Origin of the sequence: Bradyrhizobium sp. BR13661 (assembly GCF_029892425.1) — a bacterium.
Classification (GTDB): domain Bacteria; phylum Pseudomonadota; class Alphaproteobacteria; order Rhizobiales; family Xanthobacteraceae; genus Bradyrhizobium.
In genome coordinates this window covers 79,633-95,465 of sequence record NZ_JARXWB010000031.1, presented here as the reverse complement: position 1 = coordinate 95,465, position 15,833 = coordinate 79,633, and the positions used below count along the sequence as shown (strand labels likewise).

17 protein-coding genes are annotated in these 15,833 nt (G+C 62.6%); 6 read left to right on the top strand and 11 right to left on the bottom strand.

The genetic code is table 11. The features are described from left to right. Positions 1–111: 111 nt before the first annotated feature. Both M2427_RS34495 and M2427_RS34490 read right to left on the bottom strand, forming a co-directional pair. Positions 112–1,083, bottom strand: coding sequence for an ABC transporter substrate-binding protein (locus tag M2427_RS34495; RefSeq protein WP_280711275.1), 972 nt, complete (start codon positions 1,081–1,083; stop codon positions 112–114). 203 nt (positions 1,084–1,286) lie between these two features. Next, entirely contained in the window at positions 1,287–1,730 is a 444-nt protein-coding gene (locus tag M2427_RS34490; protein WP_280711274.1) for a CBS domain-containing protein, read from the bottom strand. A 331-nt stretch (positions 1,731–2,061) separates the two neighbouring features. Here M2427_RS34490 and M2427_RS34485 point away from each other — a divergent pair, with 331 nt between their 5' ends. Further along, positions 2,062–2,550 (top strand): CDP-archaeol synthase, encoded by a 489-nt coding sequence (locus tag M2427_RS34485; protein WP_280711273.1) that lies wholly within the window; start codon positions 2,062–2,064, stop codon positions 2,548–2,550. On the opposite strand, the gene M2427_RS34480 is transcribed toward M2427_RS34485, so the two are convergent. From M2427_RS34480 to M2427_RS34465, 4 genes are all read right to left on the bottom strand, one after another. After that, the gene (locus tag M2427_RS34480; protein WP_280711272.1) at positions 2,519–3,505 is read right to left on the bottom strand and encodes a metallophosphoesterase; all 987 of its coding nucleotides are present in this window, start codon (positions 3,503–3,505) and stop codon (positions 2,519–2,521) included. The two genes, M2427_RS34485 and M2427_RS34480, sit on opposite strands and share 32 nt — an antisense overlap. Before the next feature lie 183 nt (positions 3,506–3,688). Continuing rightward, complete coding sequence (locus M2427_RS34475; RefSeq protein WP_280711271.1) at positions 3,689–3,931, bottom strand: hypothetical protein; 243 nt, start codon at positions 3,929–3,931, stop codon at positions 3,689–3,691. Between the two features lie 9 nt (positions 3,932–3,940). Further along, entirely contained in the window at positions 3,941–4,174 is a 234-nt protein-coding gene (locus tag M2427_RS34470; protein WP_280711270.1) for a hypothetical protein, read from the bottom strand. A gap of 242 nt (positions 4,175–4,416) precedes the next feature. Next, positions 4,417–5,328 (bottom strand): LysR family transcriptional regulator, encoded by a 912-nt coding sequence (locus M2427_RS34465; protein WP_280711269.1) that lies wholly within the window; start codon positions 5,326–5,328, stop codon positions 4,417–4,419. Positions 5,329–5,594: 266 nt separating this feature from the next. On the opposite strand from M2427_RS34465, the gene M2427_RS34460 reads away from it, so the two are divergent. Next, positions 5,595–6,464, top strand: a complete 870-nt coding sequence (locus M2427_RS34460) for a tripartite tricarboxylate transporter substrate binding protein (protein WP_280711268.1) — start codon at positions 5,595–5,597, stop codon at positions 6,462–6,464. Positions 6,465–6,480: 16 nt separating this feature from the next. Beyond that, positions 6,481–7,215, top strand: a complete 735-nt coding sequence (locus M2427_RS34455; protein ID WP_280711267.1) for a dienelactone hydrolase family protein — start codon at positions 6,481–6,483, stop codon at positions 7,213–7,215. A gap of 10 nt (positions 7,216–7,225) precedes the next feature. Here M2427_RS34455 and M2427_RS34450 read toward each other — a convergent pair whose 3' ends face one another. Further along, entirely contained in the window at positions 7,226–8,380 is a 1,155-nt protein-coding gene (locus M2427_RS34450) for an alpha-hydroxy acid oxidase (protein ID WP_280711266.1), read from the bottom strand. A 12-nt stretch (positions 8,381–8,392) separates the two neighbouring features. Next, positions 8,393–10,039 carry an L-lactate permease gene (locus tag M2427_RS34445; protein WP_280711265.1) on the bottom strand — a complete coding sequence of 549 codons (1,647 nt, stop codon included), beginning with the start codon at positions 10,037–10,039 and terminating at the stop codon, positions 8,393–8,395. 223 nt (positions 10,040–10,262) lie between these two features. On the opposite strand from M2427_RS34445, the gene M2427_RS34440 reads away from it, so the two are divergent. Continuing rightward, the gene (locus M2427_RS34440) at positions 10,263–11,024 is read left to right on the top strand and encodes an FCD domain-containing protein (RefSeq protein WP_280711264.1); all 762 of its coding nucleotides are present in this window, start codon (positions 10,263–10,265) and stop codon (positions 11,022–11,024) included. A gap of 189 nt (positions 11,025–11,213) precedes the next feature. On the opposite strand, the gene hemE is transcribed toward M2427_RS34440, so the two are convergent. After that, entirely contained in the window at positions 11,214–12,248 is a 1,035-nt protein-coding gene (hemE, locus tag M2427_RS34435; protein ID WP_280711263.1) for a uroporphyrinogen decarboxylase, read from the bottom strand. A gap of 105 nt (positions 12,249–12,353) precedes the next feature. On the opposite strand from hemE, the gene M2427_RS34430 reads away from it, so the two are divergent. Continuing rightward, the gene (locus M2427_RS34430) at positions 12,354–12,569 is read left to right on the top strand and encodes a hypothetical protein (RefSeq protein ID WP_280711262.1); all 216 of its coding nucleotides are present in this window, start codon (positions 12,354–12,356) and stop codon (positions 12,567–12,569) included. Positions 12,570–12,735: 166 nt separating this feature from the next. Then, positions 12,736–14,640: a diguanylate cyclase gene (locus M2427_RS34425; RefSeq protein WP_280711261.1), complete on the top strand. Its 1,905-nt coding sequence runs from the start codon at positions 12,736–12,738 to the stop codon at positions 14,638–14,640. 22 nt (positions 14,641–14,662) lie between these two features. On the opposite strand, the gene M2427_RS34420 is transcribed toward M2427_RS34425, so the two are convergent. Further along, positions 14,663–14,881 carry a SlyX family protein gene (locus tag M2427_RS34420; protein ID WP_280711260.1) on the bottom strand — a complete coding sequence of 73 codons (219 nt, stop codon included), beginning with the start codon at positions 14,879–14,881 and terminating at the stop codon, positions 14,663–14,665. After that, positions 14,871–15,638: a rhodanese-related sulfurtransferase gene (locus M2427_RS34415; protein ID WP_280711259.1), complete on the bottom strand. Its 768-nt coding sequence runs from the start codon at positions 15,636–15,638 to the stop codon at positions 14,871–14,873. Before M2427_RS34415 ends, M2427_RS34420 begins: the two co-directional genes overlap by 11 nt. Positions 15,639–15,833: the final 195 nt, after the last annotated feature.

Below are 15,833 nucleotides of genomic sequence, written 5' to 3'. Positions count from 1 at the left end.
TGACTGCATAGGCTGCTCCTCCGAATCGTGGGAGCCTCAAACGGCGCCCACTCCTTGGCACTCTCGTGCCCGTGGAGGAGCCGTCCACAGCATCACAATCGGACATCGATGCTATTCGATCACCTCGTCGGCGCGAGCTAGCAGAGCAGCCGGCATATCGATGCCGAGCGCTTTGGCGGTCTTGAGATTGATGGTCGTGATGTATTGAGTAGGCTGTTCTACCGGGATATCCGCCGGTTTTGTACCTTTGATGATCTTGTCGACCAGGCGGGCTCCCTGACGAGCGAATGCCAAAAAATCCGGACCGAGGCTTATCAAGCCCCCCGCCTCAACAGTTTCCTTGAAGCCGTGGCAAGACGGCAGCCTATTCGACAAGGCCAATTCGGCTATGGGCTTGCTGTTCACGTAAGTCAGCGCGCCGGCGACAACGACCAAAGCCTCGGATTGGCGGTGCTTCATCCCATCGAATGCGCTCCTGAGATCGTCAGCCGAATTGAATTCAACCGGCGCGATCGACACGCCGAGCGCCCGGGCAGAATTGTCGAGCGACGTCATTGCAAATGCAAAGTTCGGATCACCTTTTGCTCCCAGAACGGCCAGGCGGCTCAGATTCGGAAGGATCTCCTTGAGAAGTTGAAGCCGCTTCCCGTAAGTCTCCGAAGCGGCCTCAAACGTTATGCCCGTCATGGCCCCGCCAGGGTGAGCAAGGCTTTGAACAAGGCCTATGTCCACGGGCGCCCCAACCGATACGAATACCACAGGAATATTTGACGCCGCCGATTTTGCTGCAACGGCCCCGATCGTTCCCCATACGACGAGCAAGTCGATGTCCGGAATCTGGGAGAGAACGGCCTCCTTCATGTCTTTCGGATTCGGAGCCGTAAACAGCGTCCGCACCTGAACGTCCTTGCCGTCGACATAGCCGAGGCCAAGAAGCGCCCGGACGAGTTCGGAAGGGGCAGCATTGTCCGGTGGACCGCCAAAGACCTGACCGATGCGCCAGGGGGTGGCGCCCATCGCGGCAGAAGAAAAGCTAAATGCAATGATACTTGCCGATCCAGTGATGAACTGTCGCCGCTTCATTGCCGATCTCGCCCCATGCCTCTCTCCGACAGTAGACAATTTTGGCCCGGAGGTCCAAGGCATCGAATGTGCGAGTTGGGTCAAAATGCGAAGAACTCAGGCTTAGCTAATCTGGTCGGCACTTGCGCGATGAGCGGACCTCCGTCACGCGGCGCAACTTCGCCTGAAGCAACGCCGCAGGCGACAGCGCCGCGGCTCGTTGGTCAGCCCCCAGGGCCGTCCTTCATGATGTACCCCATCAGATCGTCCACGTTATGCTCCAAATCCCGGATGATGTTCTTGACGACGTCTCCGACCGAGATCACGCCCACGACCTTGCCCGAGCTCAGCACTGGCAAATGACGAAAGCCGCGCCGAGCCATCATGGCCATGCAGCTCTCCAGCCCGTCGTCCGGCCTGACCGTCACCGGGTTGCCCGTCATCACTTGGCTCACCGGCGTCTGCTTTGCATCGAGTCCCGGCAGCAGCACCTTGATGGCGCAGTCCCCCTGGGTCACGATACCGACCAGCACGTCGTCGTCGATGACCAGCACCGACCTGACCCGGTTGTCGCGCATCTGGCGCAAGGCTTCCACGACCATGTCGCCCGACCGAACATGAATCAAGGCGCCACTCTTCTGGGCGAGAGCGTGTTTCACCGTGCTCATCGATTCCTCCCTTTTGGCCCTGTCCTGCACCGTCCGGAGGGTCGCATCGAAGGATAGTCGAAATATCCGGCCTCGTCAGCACCGGTCCGATGTCACCGGCGAACGAGAGGGCCACCCGCGTGCTGCCCTCCCGTCGGGACAATGTGGCCAGGGGATCTGTCGGGCAGGGGCGCCGCCGAGATCATCGAGCGCAGCCGGCCGCGCTAAATCGCGCGACCGTATGCGCTGATCGAGCCGCAGTGAATCTTGCGCTTGTCGAAGGTTCGCATTTCCATATGCTTGCTCGAGAGCGGGTGAATAGCTCGCCTTGGATGAAAGGATATGCATCGGCATGCAGATTCTCCTGATTTTCAAATTGCTGACATTGCTCGCCGTTGCCAATGGCGTGCCCGTGCTTGCAAAGCGTCTCTTTGGAAGCCGTCTCGCTTACGCTCTCGACGGCGGGGCTCGTTTCATCGATGGGCGCCCGCTGTTCGGCGCCTCAAAGACGTTGCGAGGCTTGCTGCTTTCGATTGTTGTCACCACTGCCGTGGCCCCATTGCTTGGCCTGGATTTCGCATCCGCCTTGCTGGTCGGGCTGGGCGCAATGGTCGGAGACTTGCTTTCGAGCTTCACAAAACGTCGACTTGGCATAGAGCCAAGCGGCAAGGCCACGGGGCTCGATCAAGTACCAGAGGCCTTGCTGCCAGCGCTCATGTGTTGGAAACGCTTGTCGCTATCGACCATCGACGTGGTCGTCGTGGTCGCCATATTCTTCCTGGGCGAAATTGTCCTGTCCCGCCTGATGTTCAGGCTGCATATTCGCGATCGCCCTTATTGATGTCGGCATGAGCTGAATGAAGATGGTGCAGCGTTATCTCAGGCGGACAGTTTAGCCGGATCGGCACCACCGAGGAGCCGACCCCGACCGACGTGTAGCCGGTCATCTGGTGGTAGTTCCAAAGTCCTGCCCCAAACCGTCTGGGCAGCATCGAATCCAGCGTAATCGGCACCGATCCCGGAAGGCAGATTTGTCCCCCATGCGTATGGCCGCTCAAGAGCAGGTCGAAGCCGGCATGGGCTGCGTGACGATAGATTTCCGGAGTGTGCGACAGCAGGATTGTGAAGCTGTCGGGAGGAATCGCCGAGGCAGCCTTTTCAATGCTGTCGACCCGATAAAAATGAGCGTCGTCGATACCGGCAAGGTAGATGTGCTCGTCGGCTCGCGAGATCGACACGCACTCGTTCAAGAGCATCCTTATGCCCAAATCCTCCAGAGCCGGGACCATTCGGATCGTGTCATGATTGCCGAGAACGCCGTAGGCCGGCGCTCTCAGCAGCGCACAAATCTGCGCCATGCCTTCCACGGCCGCATCGAATGGACCGAACGTGGCGCCGCGGAAATCCCCCGTGAGCACGCAGGCGTCGTACGAGAGTGATGGAAGAAGTTCCGCCAAGCGCTGCATCGCGGCACTGTTCATGTCCACATGCAAGTCGCTGATGTGCAGCAGAGTGAATCCCTCGAATGCCTTTGGTAACGAGGCAAACACGAGATCGGTCTCTTTGACCCGAACGTCAGCCGTATTCTTCACCCCGCGCCAGTAGAGGCCGGAAAGCTTGAAGACGGCGCGAATGAGGGAATGCACCGAATACCAATTTTCGATATGGAAGAAATTGAGGCCTTGACCGAATATTTGCGCTTCGTGGTCGGCCTCTATTCCAAGCCTCTGCCTGGCATGAAGCCTGCCAAGCCGCCTCTCAAGAAGGCCGACGACGGACGTTTGTGGCGGTTCCAAGAGCAATCCCTTTCAACTCGACTCTGCGCGCGCAACAGAAGGCCACTGCATCTTTTCGCAGCCGAAGGCGGTGGTCTTTCGCGGCCGCTGCGATTGTCGCAGGTGTCGTCGCGCATCCGATGGGGATGACCAGACTAGCACGCGCAAGCGCGCCGCTTTGATAATGGGAGTAGTTATAATCGTCTAGGCGGCGGATTTTGCAAACTTGCGTTCTTGAGCTGGCTGAGTCCGTGCAGTTACATAACCGTTCTCGCGATATTCAATTTCACGAACCTTGCGAGAGTAGGTCAGGTATCTGTTAACGAGATCGTGGTCGTTGGGATTGAAACGAATTTGCTTTTCCATGACGGCAAGATCTTTGCGCAGAGTTGCAGCGTCCAACATGAATTTTGCTTCGCTGAAGTGGCACCCGTTGCGCACGAGCATGTTGCCCTCCTAATGCGGCTTGCCGAGCACTGTTGCGAACGGCAGGTCAAAGATTTGATCGCCGTCTTTGTCGGTCACGTGGAGGACCCAACTGCGCCAATCTTCCGAGCTCGCTGTCATGATAAGCGACCGGACTACACCATCTGCGCGCTCGCATGCCTCCACCAAGTCGTTCACGGCAGTGGCGCTTGGATCAATCAACCAGCCGCGCGCATTGGAGTAATGGAAATAGACGTCCGTCATGTTCCAACTCCTACATCTGCAGAGGGCACGGTCACCCAATAGCAGGAGAAGAAACATCGGAAAATTCAGGTCGATACCCTACGGGGATATACGGAGAAGGCGGGAGGACATGGGCGATCGCGGTGGGTTTCGATCTCTCGGCGAAGGGCGCCGCCGAGATCATCGAGCGCCGGCCACGCCAAAGCGAATGTGTTTGGATCGATGTGATCCGAGGCGCCCGATCGGACTTAACGTCCGGTTTGTCACTTTCGTTTCGCGATGGGCCTTGCGAGCTCCCGGGCGCCGTTGATGACGAGCTGCACAACCGGGCTGACGGTGCGGTCCTTGATCGTGAGCATCCCGTTCGGTCGACGGTCCGCCGGCAGTTCAATGGACAAGACCTTGAGCGCGGCCTCCCTGGCGAGAAATTTCAGTGTGGAAGCCGGGAAAACCGTGATGAACCGCCCCGTCTCCAGCAAGCTGACCCGCATATGGGGGGCATCGGTGACCACCGTCGCCTGGGGATACGCGAGCCCTCGGGCAAGAAAGGCTTGCGTGATGATGGATCCGATCACGCTCTCCCGCGGCGGAAGCACCCAACGCTCCTCCGCCAGATCGGAGAGCTGGATATTGCGCCGACGCGTCCATGGATTTTTTGCGCCCGCCGCGATGACGTAGCGATCTTCAAAAAGAAACTCGAAATGCAGCCGCTCGTCGGCAATCGGGCCGCGACTCCGCACGAACGACAGATCGACTTTGCGTTCGCTCAGGTCGCGATGCAGCGCCTCGATGTAGCCGGTCACGAGCTCAAATCTGATCCGCGGATGACGCCGCGAGAGCCGGTCTATGAGCGCGGAAACGAAGCTCGCCGCCAGATCAGCCGTGCTTCCAATCCGCACCTCTCCGGCGGTGGGGTCGGCCAGAAACTCGATGCTCTTCACGCCCCGCCGTAGCTCGTCGAAAGCGGCGGCACCGCAATCGATCAGGGCGCGGCCGCACTCGGTCGGCTCGATTCCGCGCCGGTGGCGATCCAGCAGGCGGACGCCGAACGCACGTTCGAGTTCCGCGATCGATCTCGAAATGTTGGGCTGGGTGGTATTGAGCAGGACTGCCGCCTTGCCCATGCTGCCGGCCTGCACCACCGCCATCAGCACGTGGAGATCCTGCAGCTTCATTCGCTTTCCGATGCGATCGCTCATCTGCATGAGAGTACCCATATCCGTTTTGAGATGGTCTCATCAGACAATAGCCTTATGCGCTTATGGCAGCATCACCTATCCTCCGGGGTTGAAGAGAGCCAGCGTGGTGTAGGTTCGACGGAGCAAAGCCTGTGACTCCCTCCCGACGTCAATTTTTACGTTTCGCAGCGGGGGTAGCCGCACCGCCGCTGCCGACGGGCCTGGCTTGCGCCGACACCTATCCCTCTCGACCGGTCCGGATCATGGTCGGCTTCGCCGCCGGCGGCCCAAACGACATTCTCGCGCGTCTGGTCGCAGATTGGTGGTCGGAGCGGCTCGGCCAGCAATTCATCGTCGAGAACCGGCCCGGGGCAGGGAGCAATCTTGCCACCGACGCGGTCGTGCGCGCGCCTCCCGACGGCTACACGCTTCTGCTGGTTGGTTCTCCGAACGCGATCAACGCCACGCTCTATGAAAATCTCGATTTCAATTTCCTGCGGGATATCGCGCCGGTCGCGGGCCTGACCCGTGGCGCCCTGGTGATGGTGATCCACCCATCGGTTCCTGCCCATACGATTCCCGAGTTCATCGCCTATGCGAAAGCCAATCCCGGGAAACTCTCCTACGGTTCGGGCGGCGTGGGCGGGATCACCCACATCGCCGCGGAATTGTTCAAGCAGGCCGCCGGGGGGCTGGATCTTCAGCATGTGCCCTATCGCGGCGTGGCGCCCGCCATCACCGATCTGCTCGGCGGGCAGGTGCAGGTCGTCTTTGCCAATGTGGCGCCCTCGATCGGTTACATCGAGAGCGGCAAGCTGCGCGCGCTCGGGCTGACGACGGCGATGCGATCCGAGGCATTGCCGGATGTGCCTTCTATCGGCGAATTCGTGCCTGGCTACGAGGCCAGCTCGGTGTTCGGCATCGGCGCGCCGAAAGGCACCCCTAGCGCGATCATCGACAGGCTCAACAAGGAGGCCAACGCCGCTCTCGCCGATGCGGGGTTCAGGATGCGCTTGCGCGGCCTTGACGCGACGGGACTGGGCGGCTCGCCCGCCGATTTCGGCAAGCTGATGGCCGATGAAACCGAGAAGTGGGCCAAAGTGATCGGCCTCGCGAAGATCCGACTGGAGTAGCACGGCGAACTCTTAAATGCATGGGACGTTCAGAAAGATTTGGGCGAAGGGAGGCGGCACGTTCGATTGCTATCTGGTCGCGCCCGAGACTGAAAAGCCGGTCGCTGCCATCGTGCTTGCCTCCGCTATCCACGGCGTGGATACCGACATGATCGCAATTGCCGACGAGCTGGCGGCATACGGGGGCATCGTCGCAGTGCCGGATCTGTTCTGGCGTTCGATGGCCGGCCCGCTGCCTCGTAACGACCCGCGTGCGGCCCAGCGCGCGCAGCCGCGCCTCGAGCAAATCAAGGTCGGCGAGGACGATATGATCGACACCTTGCGACACCTCGGCACCATCCCGCAATTCAACGGCCAGGCGGCGGTCATGGGATTTTGCTACGGCGGCCCCTATGCGATTCTCGGGCCGAAGCGGCTTGGCTATGCCGTCGGTATCTGCTGCCACGGGTCCCAGATGCTGGACTATCTTCACGAGCTTGCCGAGGTCCGCGAGCAAGTCTGCTTCATGTGGGGCGACGAGGACAATCGCGCCCCGGCCGAAGTGCTGCAGGCCTATCGTGATGCAGCGGCGCGCATGGACAACGTCGAAGTGCACATCTTTCCCGGGGGGCGCCACGGCTACATGATGCGGACAAGCCCGTCCTTCGATCGGGCGGCACATGATTTTTCAATGAGGCGTGCCCGAGAGATTCTCGAAGGCCTGGGGTCGGCCGGTCGATCACGGCCTGCGAATTCACGATCGGCGGAATGATGCCATCGTTTCACGCCGCCGACTTGAAGCGCAAATTGGCGCGCGAGAGTTGGCCGAGTGAGGTGCATCCCATCAGCTTCATGTCGCGCTCGAGCTCGGCCCGCAACAGGCAGAGGGCCCGCTCGACACCGGGCTGGCCGGCGGCCGCCAGCGGATAGAGATAGGATCGCCCAAGGCCGACGGCCTTTGCACCGAGCGAGAGCGCCTTCAGGATGTGGGTCCCGCGCTGGATGCCGCCATCCATCATCACGTCGATGCGATCGCCGACGGCGTCGACGATTTCGGCGAGTTGGTCGAAGGCGGCGCGAGAACCGTCGAGCTGCCGACCACCATGGTTCGACAGGATGATCCCGGCGCAGCCGATCTCGACCGCGCGGCGCGCATCAGCTGGCGACATGATCCCCTTCAGACAGAACGGCCCGTTCCAGCTTCGCACCATCTCGGCGACATCATCCCAATTCATCGACGGATCCAGCATCTCGCTGAAATAGCGGCCGATCGACACCGCGCCACCACTCATGTCGACATGCTCATCCAGTTGCGGCAGCCTGAATCTCTCGTGGGTGACATACTGGATGCCCCATTGCGGCTTGATCACGAATTGGAGCATGCCGGCGAGCGTGAGACGGAAGGGAATGCTGAATCCCGTCCGCAGGTCGCGCTCGCGATTCCCGCCGGTGATGCTGTCGACCGTCAGCATCATCACCTCGACGCCGGCGTCCTTGGCGCGCTGCATCATCGCACGGTTGAGGCCGCGATCCCTGTGGAAATAGAACTGATAGATCTGCGGCGTATCATGGGCCTTGCGCAGCTCCTCGAGGCTGACCGTGCCGAGCGAGGAGACGCCGAACATGGTGCCGTAGCGCGCCGCGGCCGCAGCGACGGCGCGCTCGCCCCGATGATGAAACAGGCGCTGCAAGGCCGTCGGCGAGCAATAGAACGGCAGCGCAAGCTTCTGACCCATGACGGTGACCGAGAGGTCGACCTCTTGCACGCCGCGCAGCACGTTGGGTACGAGGTCGCATTGCTCGAAGCTCGCTGTGTTGCGGCGGTGGGTGACCTCATCGTCCGCCCCACCGTCGATGTAATCGAAGATCGGCCCGGGCAGCCGGCAACGCGCCAGCCGCCGGAAGTCGTGAAAATTGTGACACTGTGACAAGCGCATGGCAGCCTCCGATCAGGGCACGAGCAGCTTGAGCGGCCAGATATAGGCCTGGCCCAGCACCAGGACGCCGACGAGAACGACGAGCGCGAAGCTGTGGAAGAAGACGAAGCGCAGGATCGTGCCCTCGTGGCCGTACCATTTGGTGGCGGTGGACGCGACCACGATGCTCTGCGCATCGATCATCTTGCCCATGACGCCGCCGGAGCTGTTGGCCGCCGCCATCAGCACCGGGCTGACGCCGATCTGTTCGGCGCTGATGCGCTGCAAGCCGCCGAACAGCACATTCGAGGACGTATCCGACCCCGTCAGCGCGACGCCGAGCCAGCCGATCAGCGCGCCGAAGAACGGATAGAGCGCCCCGGTCTTGGCGAAGGCGAGCCCCAGCGTGGCATCCGTGCCGGAGTAGCGGGTGACGAAACCGAGCGCCAACATGCAGGCGATGGTCGCGAGCGAATAGCGCGTCAGATAGAGCGTGCGCGCATACATCCGGATCAGACCGAGCGGACCGTAGCCGACCAGCAGGCCCGAGATGATCGCCGACAGGAGAATGCCGGTGCCGGCCGCCGAGAGCAGATTGAGCACATAGACCGCGCCCTCTGCGACAGGCTTGGCCACGACCGGCGGCGCTTTCTGCACGAGGTTGTGCAGCCCGAGGACGGGAAACTTCGCCACCCAGACGCCGTCGAGCCAGGTCTTCACCTGCGGCGTGCCCCAGGCGAAGACGAAGGCCGAAAAGATGAGCCAGGGAGTCCATGCCTTGGCGACAGCCGCCTTCGTGGTCCTGCCGGCGGGAGCCTCACCGGACAGCGGGGCGCCATAGCGCGCCGGCATCTCCTTCATCGCATGCTTGGGCCGCCAGACGCGCAGGAACAGCGCGAGGCTTGCCATGGAGACCACAGCGGCAATCACGTCGACCAGCCACGGGCCATGGAAGTTCGAGACCAGATATTGCGGAACGGCGAACGAGACGCCGGCCACCAGAATCGCCGGCCAGATCTCGAGCATCCGGCGGAAGCCGACGAAGGCCCAGATCAGCCAGAACGGCACGAGCAGCGAGAAGAACGGCAGCTGCCGCCCGATCATCCCGCTCAGCTCCTGGAGATCGAGGCCGGTCACCGCGCTGAGCGCGATCACCGGCGTGCCGAGCGCGCCATAGGCGACCGGCGCGGTATTGGCGATCAGCGACAGGCCGGACGCGGCGAGCGGCGAAAAGCCGAGCCCGATCAGCATCGCGGCGGTGACCGCAACCGGCGTGCCGAACCCTGCGGCGCCCTCGAAGAACGCACCCAGCGAAAACGCGATGAAGAGCAGTTGCAAGCGGCGATCGTCACTGATCGAGGAGACCGAACGCTGCAGGACCGCGAACTCACCCTTCTCGTTCAGAAGCTGATAGAGGAAGATGATGTTGATGATGATCCAGCCGATCGGCAGCAGCCCGAAGCCCGCGCCGTAGATCGCGGCCATTCCGGCCATGCCCGCCGGCATGCCGAACGCGAACACGGCAACGCCGAGGGCAGTGACGAGGCCAATGGCCGCCGCCCAATGCGCCTTGATCTCGAAGATTGCAATCGCGCTCAACAGCACGATGACCGGCAGCGCCGCCGCGGCGGTCGAGAGCCATGGATTGTTGAAGGGGTCGTAAGCCTGGGTCCACGCCACGAAAATCTCCTCGCGTTGTCCTCATCCGCCGCCGCGCTGGTTCACGGTCTTGGGCATAAATATTATCCTATATAGAAATTGGTAAAATTAATTTACCACAGATGTCAATTGGGAAATATTATTCATCTGATATGGATGGTGGGGAGCATGCTTGACCGAGATCGCGAAAGCCCCATACTCGCAATACGAATCTGCGCGTTCTGCCAAAGGGATAGGTGCCATCTTGAGCAACGTCGTCCGGACCCCGAAAGTCGCGGAAGCGATGGCCGATCACATCGAGAAGCTGATCCTCGAGGGCGTGTTGCGGCCCGGAGAAAAGCTCGCGGCTGAGCGCGATCTCGCCGAGAAGCTGGAAATATCGCGACCCTCACTGCGCGAGGCGCTGCAAATCCTCGAAAAGCGCGGGCTGCTCGCCACCACCCGCTCGGGGACGTTCGTCGCCCAGTTCCTGTCGCCGCTGCTGCGGCCGCTGGCGACGCTGTTGCAGGACAAGCCGCGTGTCACGGCCGACTATTTCGAATTTCGCAGGATTCAGGAGGCGCACGCCGCCCGCTTTGCCGCACTGCGTGGCACTGATCTCGATCGCCAGGCGATCCGGGATTGCGCCGATCGGATGCGAAAGGCCCACAAGCTCGAAGATCCGACCCAGGAGGGGGACGCCGACGTGGACCTTCATCTCCTGATCTACGAGGCGAGCCACAATGTAGTGTTGCTCCACGTCATGCGCGCGCTTGCCGACCTCTTGCGCAACAACATCTTCTACAGCCGTGCGCAGCTCTATCTGCGCGAGGGCGTCCGCGACCAGCTGCTGGAGCAACATCTGGCGCTCGCGGACGCGGTGATCGCAGGCAAGACCAAGGAGGCCGAAGCGGCGGCGGCCGAGCACATCCGTTTCACCTTCGAGACGGTCGAAGAGATCAGGCGCGACGATCTCCGGCTCGAAACCTCGCTCAGCCGGGTGAATCGCAGCGATTTCCTCGCCTGACGGGGACCTCTCTCCCGATCAGGTCTGTTCTCTCCCATCAGCCTCTGTGCGCAATGGCCGCTCGGGTGATGATGGCATTATGCGCCTGTTTTGCCCGACGGAGCAAGCAGATTTCGGTAAGACCGAAAAATGTCAGATCTTTCAACCCCATCCCTACTGTGCATGGGGTTGTTTTCGCGGTGCTTGTTTTCAGCCCCGCACGCGTTTGATCATCTGCTCGACATGGGCGATCGGCGTCTCCGGCTGGATGCCGTGGCCGAGATTGAAGATGAAGCGCCCTTGCGAAAAGTTCGCCAGCACATTGTCGATCGCGCGATCGAGTGCCGCGCCGCCCGTGATCAGCACCAGCGGATCGAGATTGCCCTGCACGGCGACCTTGCTCTGCACGCGCTCGCGGATGAAGGCAGGCTCCGCGGTCCAGTCGATGCTGACGCCGTTGACGCCGGTCGCCTCGACGTAAGCAGGCAATTGCGCGCCGGCCCCGCGCGGGAAGCCGATGATCTTCGCGTCAGGCACCTTGGCGCGCACGCCCTCGACGATGCGCCGCGTCGGCTCGGTGGACCAGCGCGCGAACTCGGCCGGCGGCAGCACCCCGGCCCAGGTGTCGAAGATCTGCAAGGCGTTGGCGCCGGCCTCGAGCTGCGCCAGCAGATAGTGAACCGAGTTCTCGACCAGCACGTCGATGATCTCAGCGAACGCCTCCGGATGCCGGTAGGCCATCATCCGCGCCGGCGCCTGGTCGGGCGTGCCGTGGCCGGCGACCATGTAGGTCGCAACCGTCCACGGCGCGCCGCAGAAGCCGATCAGCGCTATCTTCGGATCGAGCGCGCCGCGCACGATCTTGAGCGCCTCGAACACCGGCGTGAGCTTGCCGAAGTCGGCTTGCGCGGCCAGCGTTGCGACCTTGGCCGGATCATCCAGCGGCTCGAGCCGCGGACCCTCGCCGACCTCGAAGCGCACCGAGCGGCCGAGCGCGTAGGGGATCACGAGAATGTCGGAGAAGATGATCGCCGCGTCGAAGCCGAACCGGCGGATCGGCTGCAGCGTGACCTCGGCGGCAAGCTCCGGATTGAAGCAGAGATCGAGGAAGCCGCCGGCCTTGGCGCGCACCTCGCGATACTCGGGCAGATAGCGGCCGGCCTGCCGCATCATCCACATGGGCGGGACGGCTTGCCGCTGGCCGGAGAGCACGTCGATGAAGGGCTTTGACTGGGGCACTGGCAATCCTGATGCAGAGTTGGGTTCCTGATACACCGCCGGGCGCGGAAGCGGAACAGCGGAACCAGTGCAATTGCGCCGCGTTGACCCCGCCAATGGAGGAGACATCCCATGGCCCAGACATTCAATCCCGCGCCGCACGACAAGCACGCCGACGATCTGCGCGAAGCGCTCGCCGCCGACCGTCACGCCAGGCTCGACACCGGCTTGGAAGATACCTTTCCCGCCTCCGATCCCGTTAGCGCCGCGCAGCCGACGCCGTCGAAGGCGGACGCGGATGCCGACAATCCCTCGTTCTGGGACAAGGTTAAGGCGATCTTCAGCTAGCGGTCGCCGGTTTCCGATACTGTTGCTAAGACCTCGTTAGTGATCTGCGGAAACCCCGGTCCGTAGGAGTACGGGAAAACCGCTGGGAGACTGCGAATCCGCGCAGGCGCTTCAGGGTTCAATAACAGAAGCGGCAGAGTTTCCCTCCATTGGAGATTTCTGTCGCATGAACCTCGCCTCACAGAGAGCTGGATGGAGCCGCCTGCCGCTGCGTGCGGCGGCTTTCGTCGTTCTCACCTGTGTGGCGATCCTCGGCGTCAGTGGCTGGCGCGAATGGGCCGCGCGCGATCAGGTGCTCAAGGGTGCCGAGACCGAGATGGCGAACGTCGCCCGCTCGTTGACGCAGCATGCCGAGGACAGCCTTGATCTCCTGGATTCCGGGGTCGTCGGCGTCGTCAGCCGGCTGGAGATGGACGGCGCCGATCCCGCCACCATTGCGAAGCTGCGCAATCTGCTGGAAGCGCGCAAGAAGGCGATGGAGCGCGTCCATAGCCTTGCCATCATCGACGATCAGGGCAACTGGCTGACCGCGCCGGGCACGATCGCCTCGACGCTCAGCGACGACGCGTTCTTCCGCCACCATCAGCTCTCGCCCAATCGCGAGGCCTTTATCGGCCATCCGGTGAAGAGCCTGCTGGATGGCGAATGGGTCGTCACCCTGTCGCGCCGCTTCAACAAGCCCGACGGCAGCTTCGGCGGCGTGGTGCTCGCGGCCATCGGCTCACGCTATCTGTCGCATTTCTACGAGCAGTTCGAGATCGGCCGCAACAGCTCGGTGACTCTGATATACGGCGATGGCCTGATCATCGCGCGCAACCCGAACAACGAGAAGTTCGTCGGCCGCAACGTTGGCGATACGCCGCTGTTCCGCGATGCCAGCCTGCAACGGCCGAGCGGTGCCTATCATTTCAAATCGCCGCTGGACGGCGCCGAGCGCGTCAGCTTCTTCAAGCGCAGCGGCCGTTACCCGCTCGTGCTGCTTGCCACCGTCGACAAGGACGAACTGCTCGCACCTTGGCGGACTGCTGCGATCTCCCGCATGCTCTACGTGCTGGCGCTGGTGATGCTGATCGCCATCATCGGCTCGGTGCTGGTGCGGCAGCTGCAGCGAGGCCAGCGCATGGCGGCCGCTCTGATCGAGAAGGAGGCGCATTTCCGCCTGCTCGCGGAAGGCTCCAGCGACATGGTCACCCGCATCGGGCTCGACGAGCGGCTGCGCTACGTCTCGCCGTCGTCCAACCGCGTGGTCGGCTGGCGTGCCAACCAGCTGATCGGCACGGAGGCGCTTGCCGGCATCCATCCCGAGGACCGGCCGCATGTCCAGGCCATCATCGAGGCCATGAAGCGTGGCGATACGGAAGAAGCGCGCGTCACCTATCGAAACGTGCACCGGCAGAAGTCCGAGGTCTGGCTGGAATCGACCATGCGCGTGACGCGCAAGGATAACGGCAGTGTCGACGGCGTGGTTGCGATCTCGCGCGACATCACCGAGCAGAAGCAACTCGAGACAAGGCTCGAGACGCTCGCGATCGAGGACAGCCTCACCGGGCTTGCCAACCGCCGCCGCTTCGACGAGCGGCTGATGGAGGAGTGGGCGCGCGCTTATCGCGACCGCTCAAGCCTTGGCCTGCTGATGATCGACGTCGATCACTTCAAGGCCTACAACGACGAATATGGCCATCCCGCCGGCGACGCCTGCCTGCGGGTGGTCGCGAAGATCATTGCGGACGAGGTGCAGCGCGTCGGCGATCTCGCCGCCCGCTATGGCGGCGAGGAATTCGCCATGCTGCTGCCGAATACCGATGCCGCCGGCTGCGCCCGCGTCGGCGAGCGGATCCGCAGCGCCATCCACGATGCGGGTCTGGTTCACGCCTCCAATCCGGCGGGGCCATGCGTCACCGCTTCCGTCGGCGGCGCGGCCTGCCGGCCGGCGGTGGAACGAACTGCCGGCTCGGGCTCGCTGGTGGAGGCCGCCGACCGCGCGCTCTACGCCGCCAAGGATGCCGGCCGCGACAGGCTCATGATGTCCGGCGAGATCATGACCCTGATGGCCAAAGCGTCCGGCCAATAAGGCATCAGGTCAGTCATCGCGTTCAGTAGTGCGGCGGCCGCTCGTTGGCCGGACCCGGCGCATTGGTCTCGGTTTCCTGCAAACGCTCGCCAAGCTCTGCGACCTTTCGGGTCAGCGCATCGATCTGCTTCCACTGCGCGGTGATGGTCTGGTTCAACGTCTCGATGGTGTCATCCTGATAGGCGAGGCGTGTCTCCAGTGCGTCGATGCGCTCAGTGAGCGCCTTGATCTCATTCGTCACCTGCGTGCCCCTTGTCTCGTTCGCGCAAGCCGTGACCGAGCGCGACGCGCTCATCGAACACGAAGCATTCCCCGCGCCAGCGGCTCTGCGCTTCTGGCACGTCTTCCAGATACTTCAAAATGCCGCCCTTGAGGTGGTACACCTCCGCAAAGCCGCGCGCCAGCAGATGCGCGCTCGCCTTTTCGCAGCGGATGCCGCCGGTGCAGAACATCGCGATCTTGCGGTGTTTTGCAGGATCGAGCTTCTCGGCGGCGAAATCCTTGAACTGGCCAAAGCTCCTGATCTCAGGATCGACCGCCCCCTCGAATGTCCCCATCGCCACCTCGAAAGCATTGCGGGTGTCGATCACCAGCATGTCGGGTGAGGCGATCAGGTCGTTCCAGTCGTTCGCATCGACATAGGTGCCGACCTGCCGTGTCGGATCGGCGGCCGCGTCGCCAAGTGTGACGATCTCCTTCTTCAGCCGCACCTTGAGCCGGCCGAACGGCATGGCTTCCGCGGTCGAGCATTTCAGCTCGAGATTGTTCAGCCGTCCGCCGAACATCGCCCCGTGCGCGAGTTCATGGGCAAATGCGTCGATCGCCTCAGGCGCGCCCGCGATCGTGCCGTTGATGCCCTCCTCGGCCAGCAGCACGCTGCCCTTCAGGGACAGGCCGGCACAGAACGCGCGCAGCGGTTCGCGCAGTTCGCGGTAATCGGGCAGGGCGGCGAATTGGTAGAAGGCGCAGACCTTGGTGACCAGATTCTTTGAAGTCATGGCGGCTCGTTTAGCAGGCGGGCCCCGCCCAGAAAACCCGCACGGTCGAAGGTTGATGAGGGTCTATACCCCTGGCGGATGGCAGCCATTTCCCTGGTATGCCAGCATTGCCCCGGCGGGCCGGAATGTGTCATGTAGGCCCGGTTTTCCGAGATGGCGCGGCCCGCGCCCCGAGACTTAAGCCTAGACGCCCAA

Coding starts and splice junctions, on each gene's coding strand:
- M2427_RS34475 (WP_280711271.1), bottom strand. CDS start 3,931: ATGCTCGTGCGCAACGGGTGCCACTTCAGCGAAGCAAAATTCATGTTG.
- M2427_RS34490 (WP_280711274.1), bottom strand. CDS start 1,730: ATGAGCACGGTGAAACACGCTCTCGCCCAGAAGAGTGGCGCCTTGATT.
- M2427_RS34495 (WP_280711275.1), bottom strand. CDS start 1,083: ATGAAGCGGCGACAGTTCATCACTGGATCGGCAAGTATCATTGCATTT.
- M2427_RS34430 (WP_280711262.1), top strand. CDS start 12,354: ATGGCCCAGACATTCAATCCCGCGCCGCACGACAAGCACGCCGACGAT.
- M2427_RS34455 (WP_280711267.1), top strand. CDS start 6,481: ATGCATGGGACGTTCAGAAAGATTTGGGCGAAGGGAGGCGGCACGTTC.
- M2427_RS34485 (WP_280711273.1), top strand. CDS start 2,062: ATGCAGATTCTCCTGATTTTCAAATTGCTGACATTGCTCGCCGTTGCC.
- M2427_RS34460 (WP_280711268.1), top strand. CDS start 5,595: ATGGTCGGCTTCGCCGCCGGCGGCCCAAACGACATTCTCGCGCGTCTG.
- M2427_RS34465 (WP_280711269.1), bottom strand. CDS start 5,328: ATGAAGCTGCAGGATCTCCACGTGCTGATGGCGGTGGTGCAGGCCGGC.
- M2427_RS34450 (WP_280711266.1), bottom strand. CDS start 8,380: ATGCGCTTGTCACAGTGTCACAATTTTCACGACTTCCGGCGGCTGGCG.
- M2427_RS34470 (WP_280711270.1), bottom strand. CDS start 4,174: ATGACGGACGTCTATTTCCATTACTCCAATGCGCGCGGCTGGTTGATT.
- M2427_RS34425 (WP_280711261.1), top strand. CDS start 12,736: ATGAACCTCGCCTCACAGAGAGCTGGATGGAGCCGCCTGCCGCTGCGT.
- M2427_RS34415 (WP_280711259.1), bottom strand. CDS start 15,638: ATGACTTCAAAGAATCTGGTCACCAAGGTCTGCGCCTTCTACCAATTC.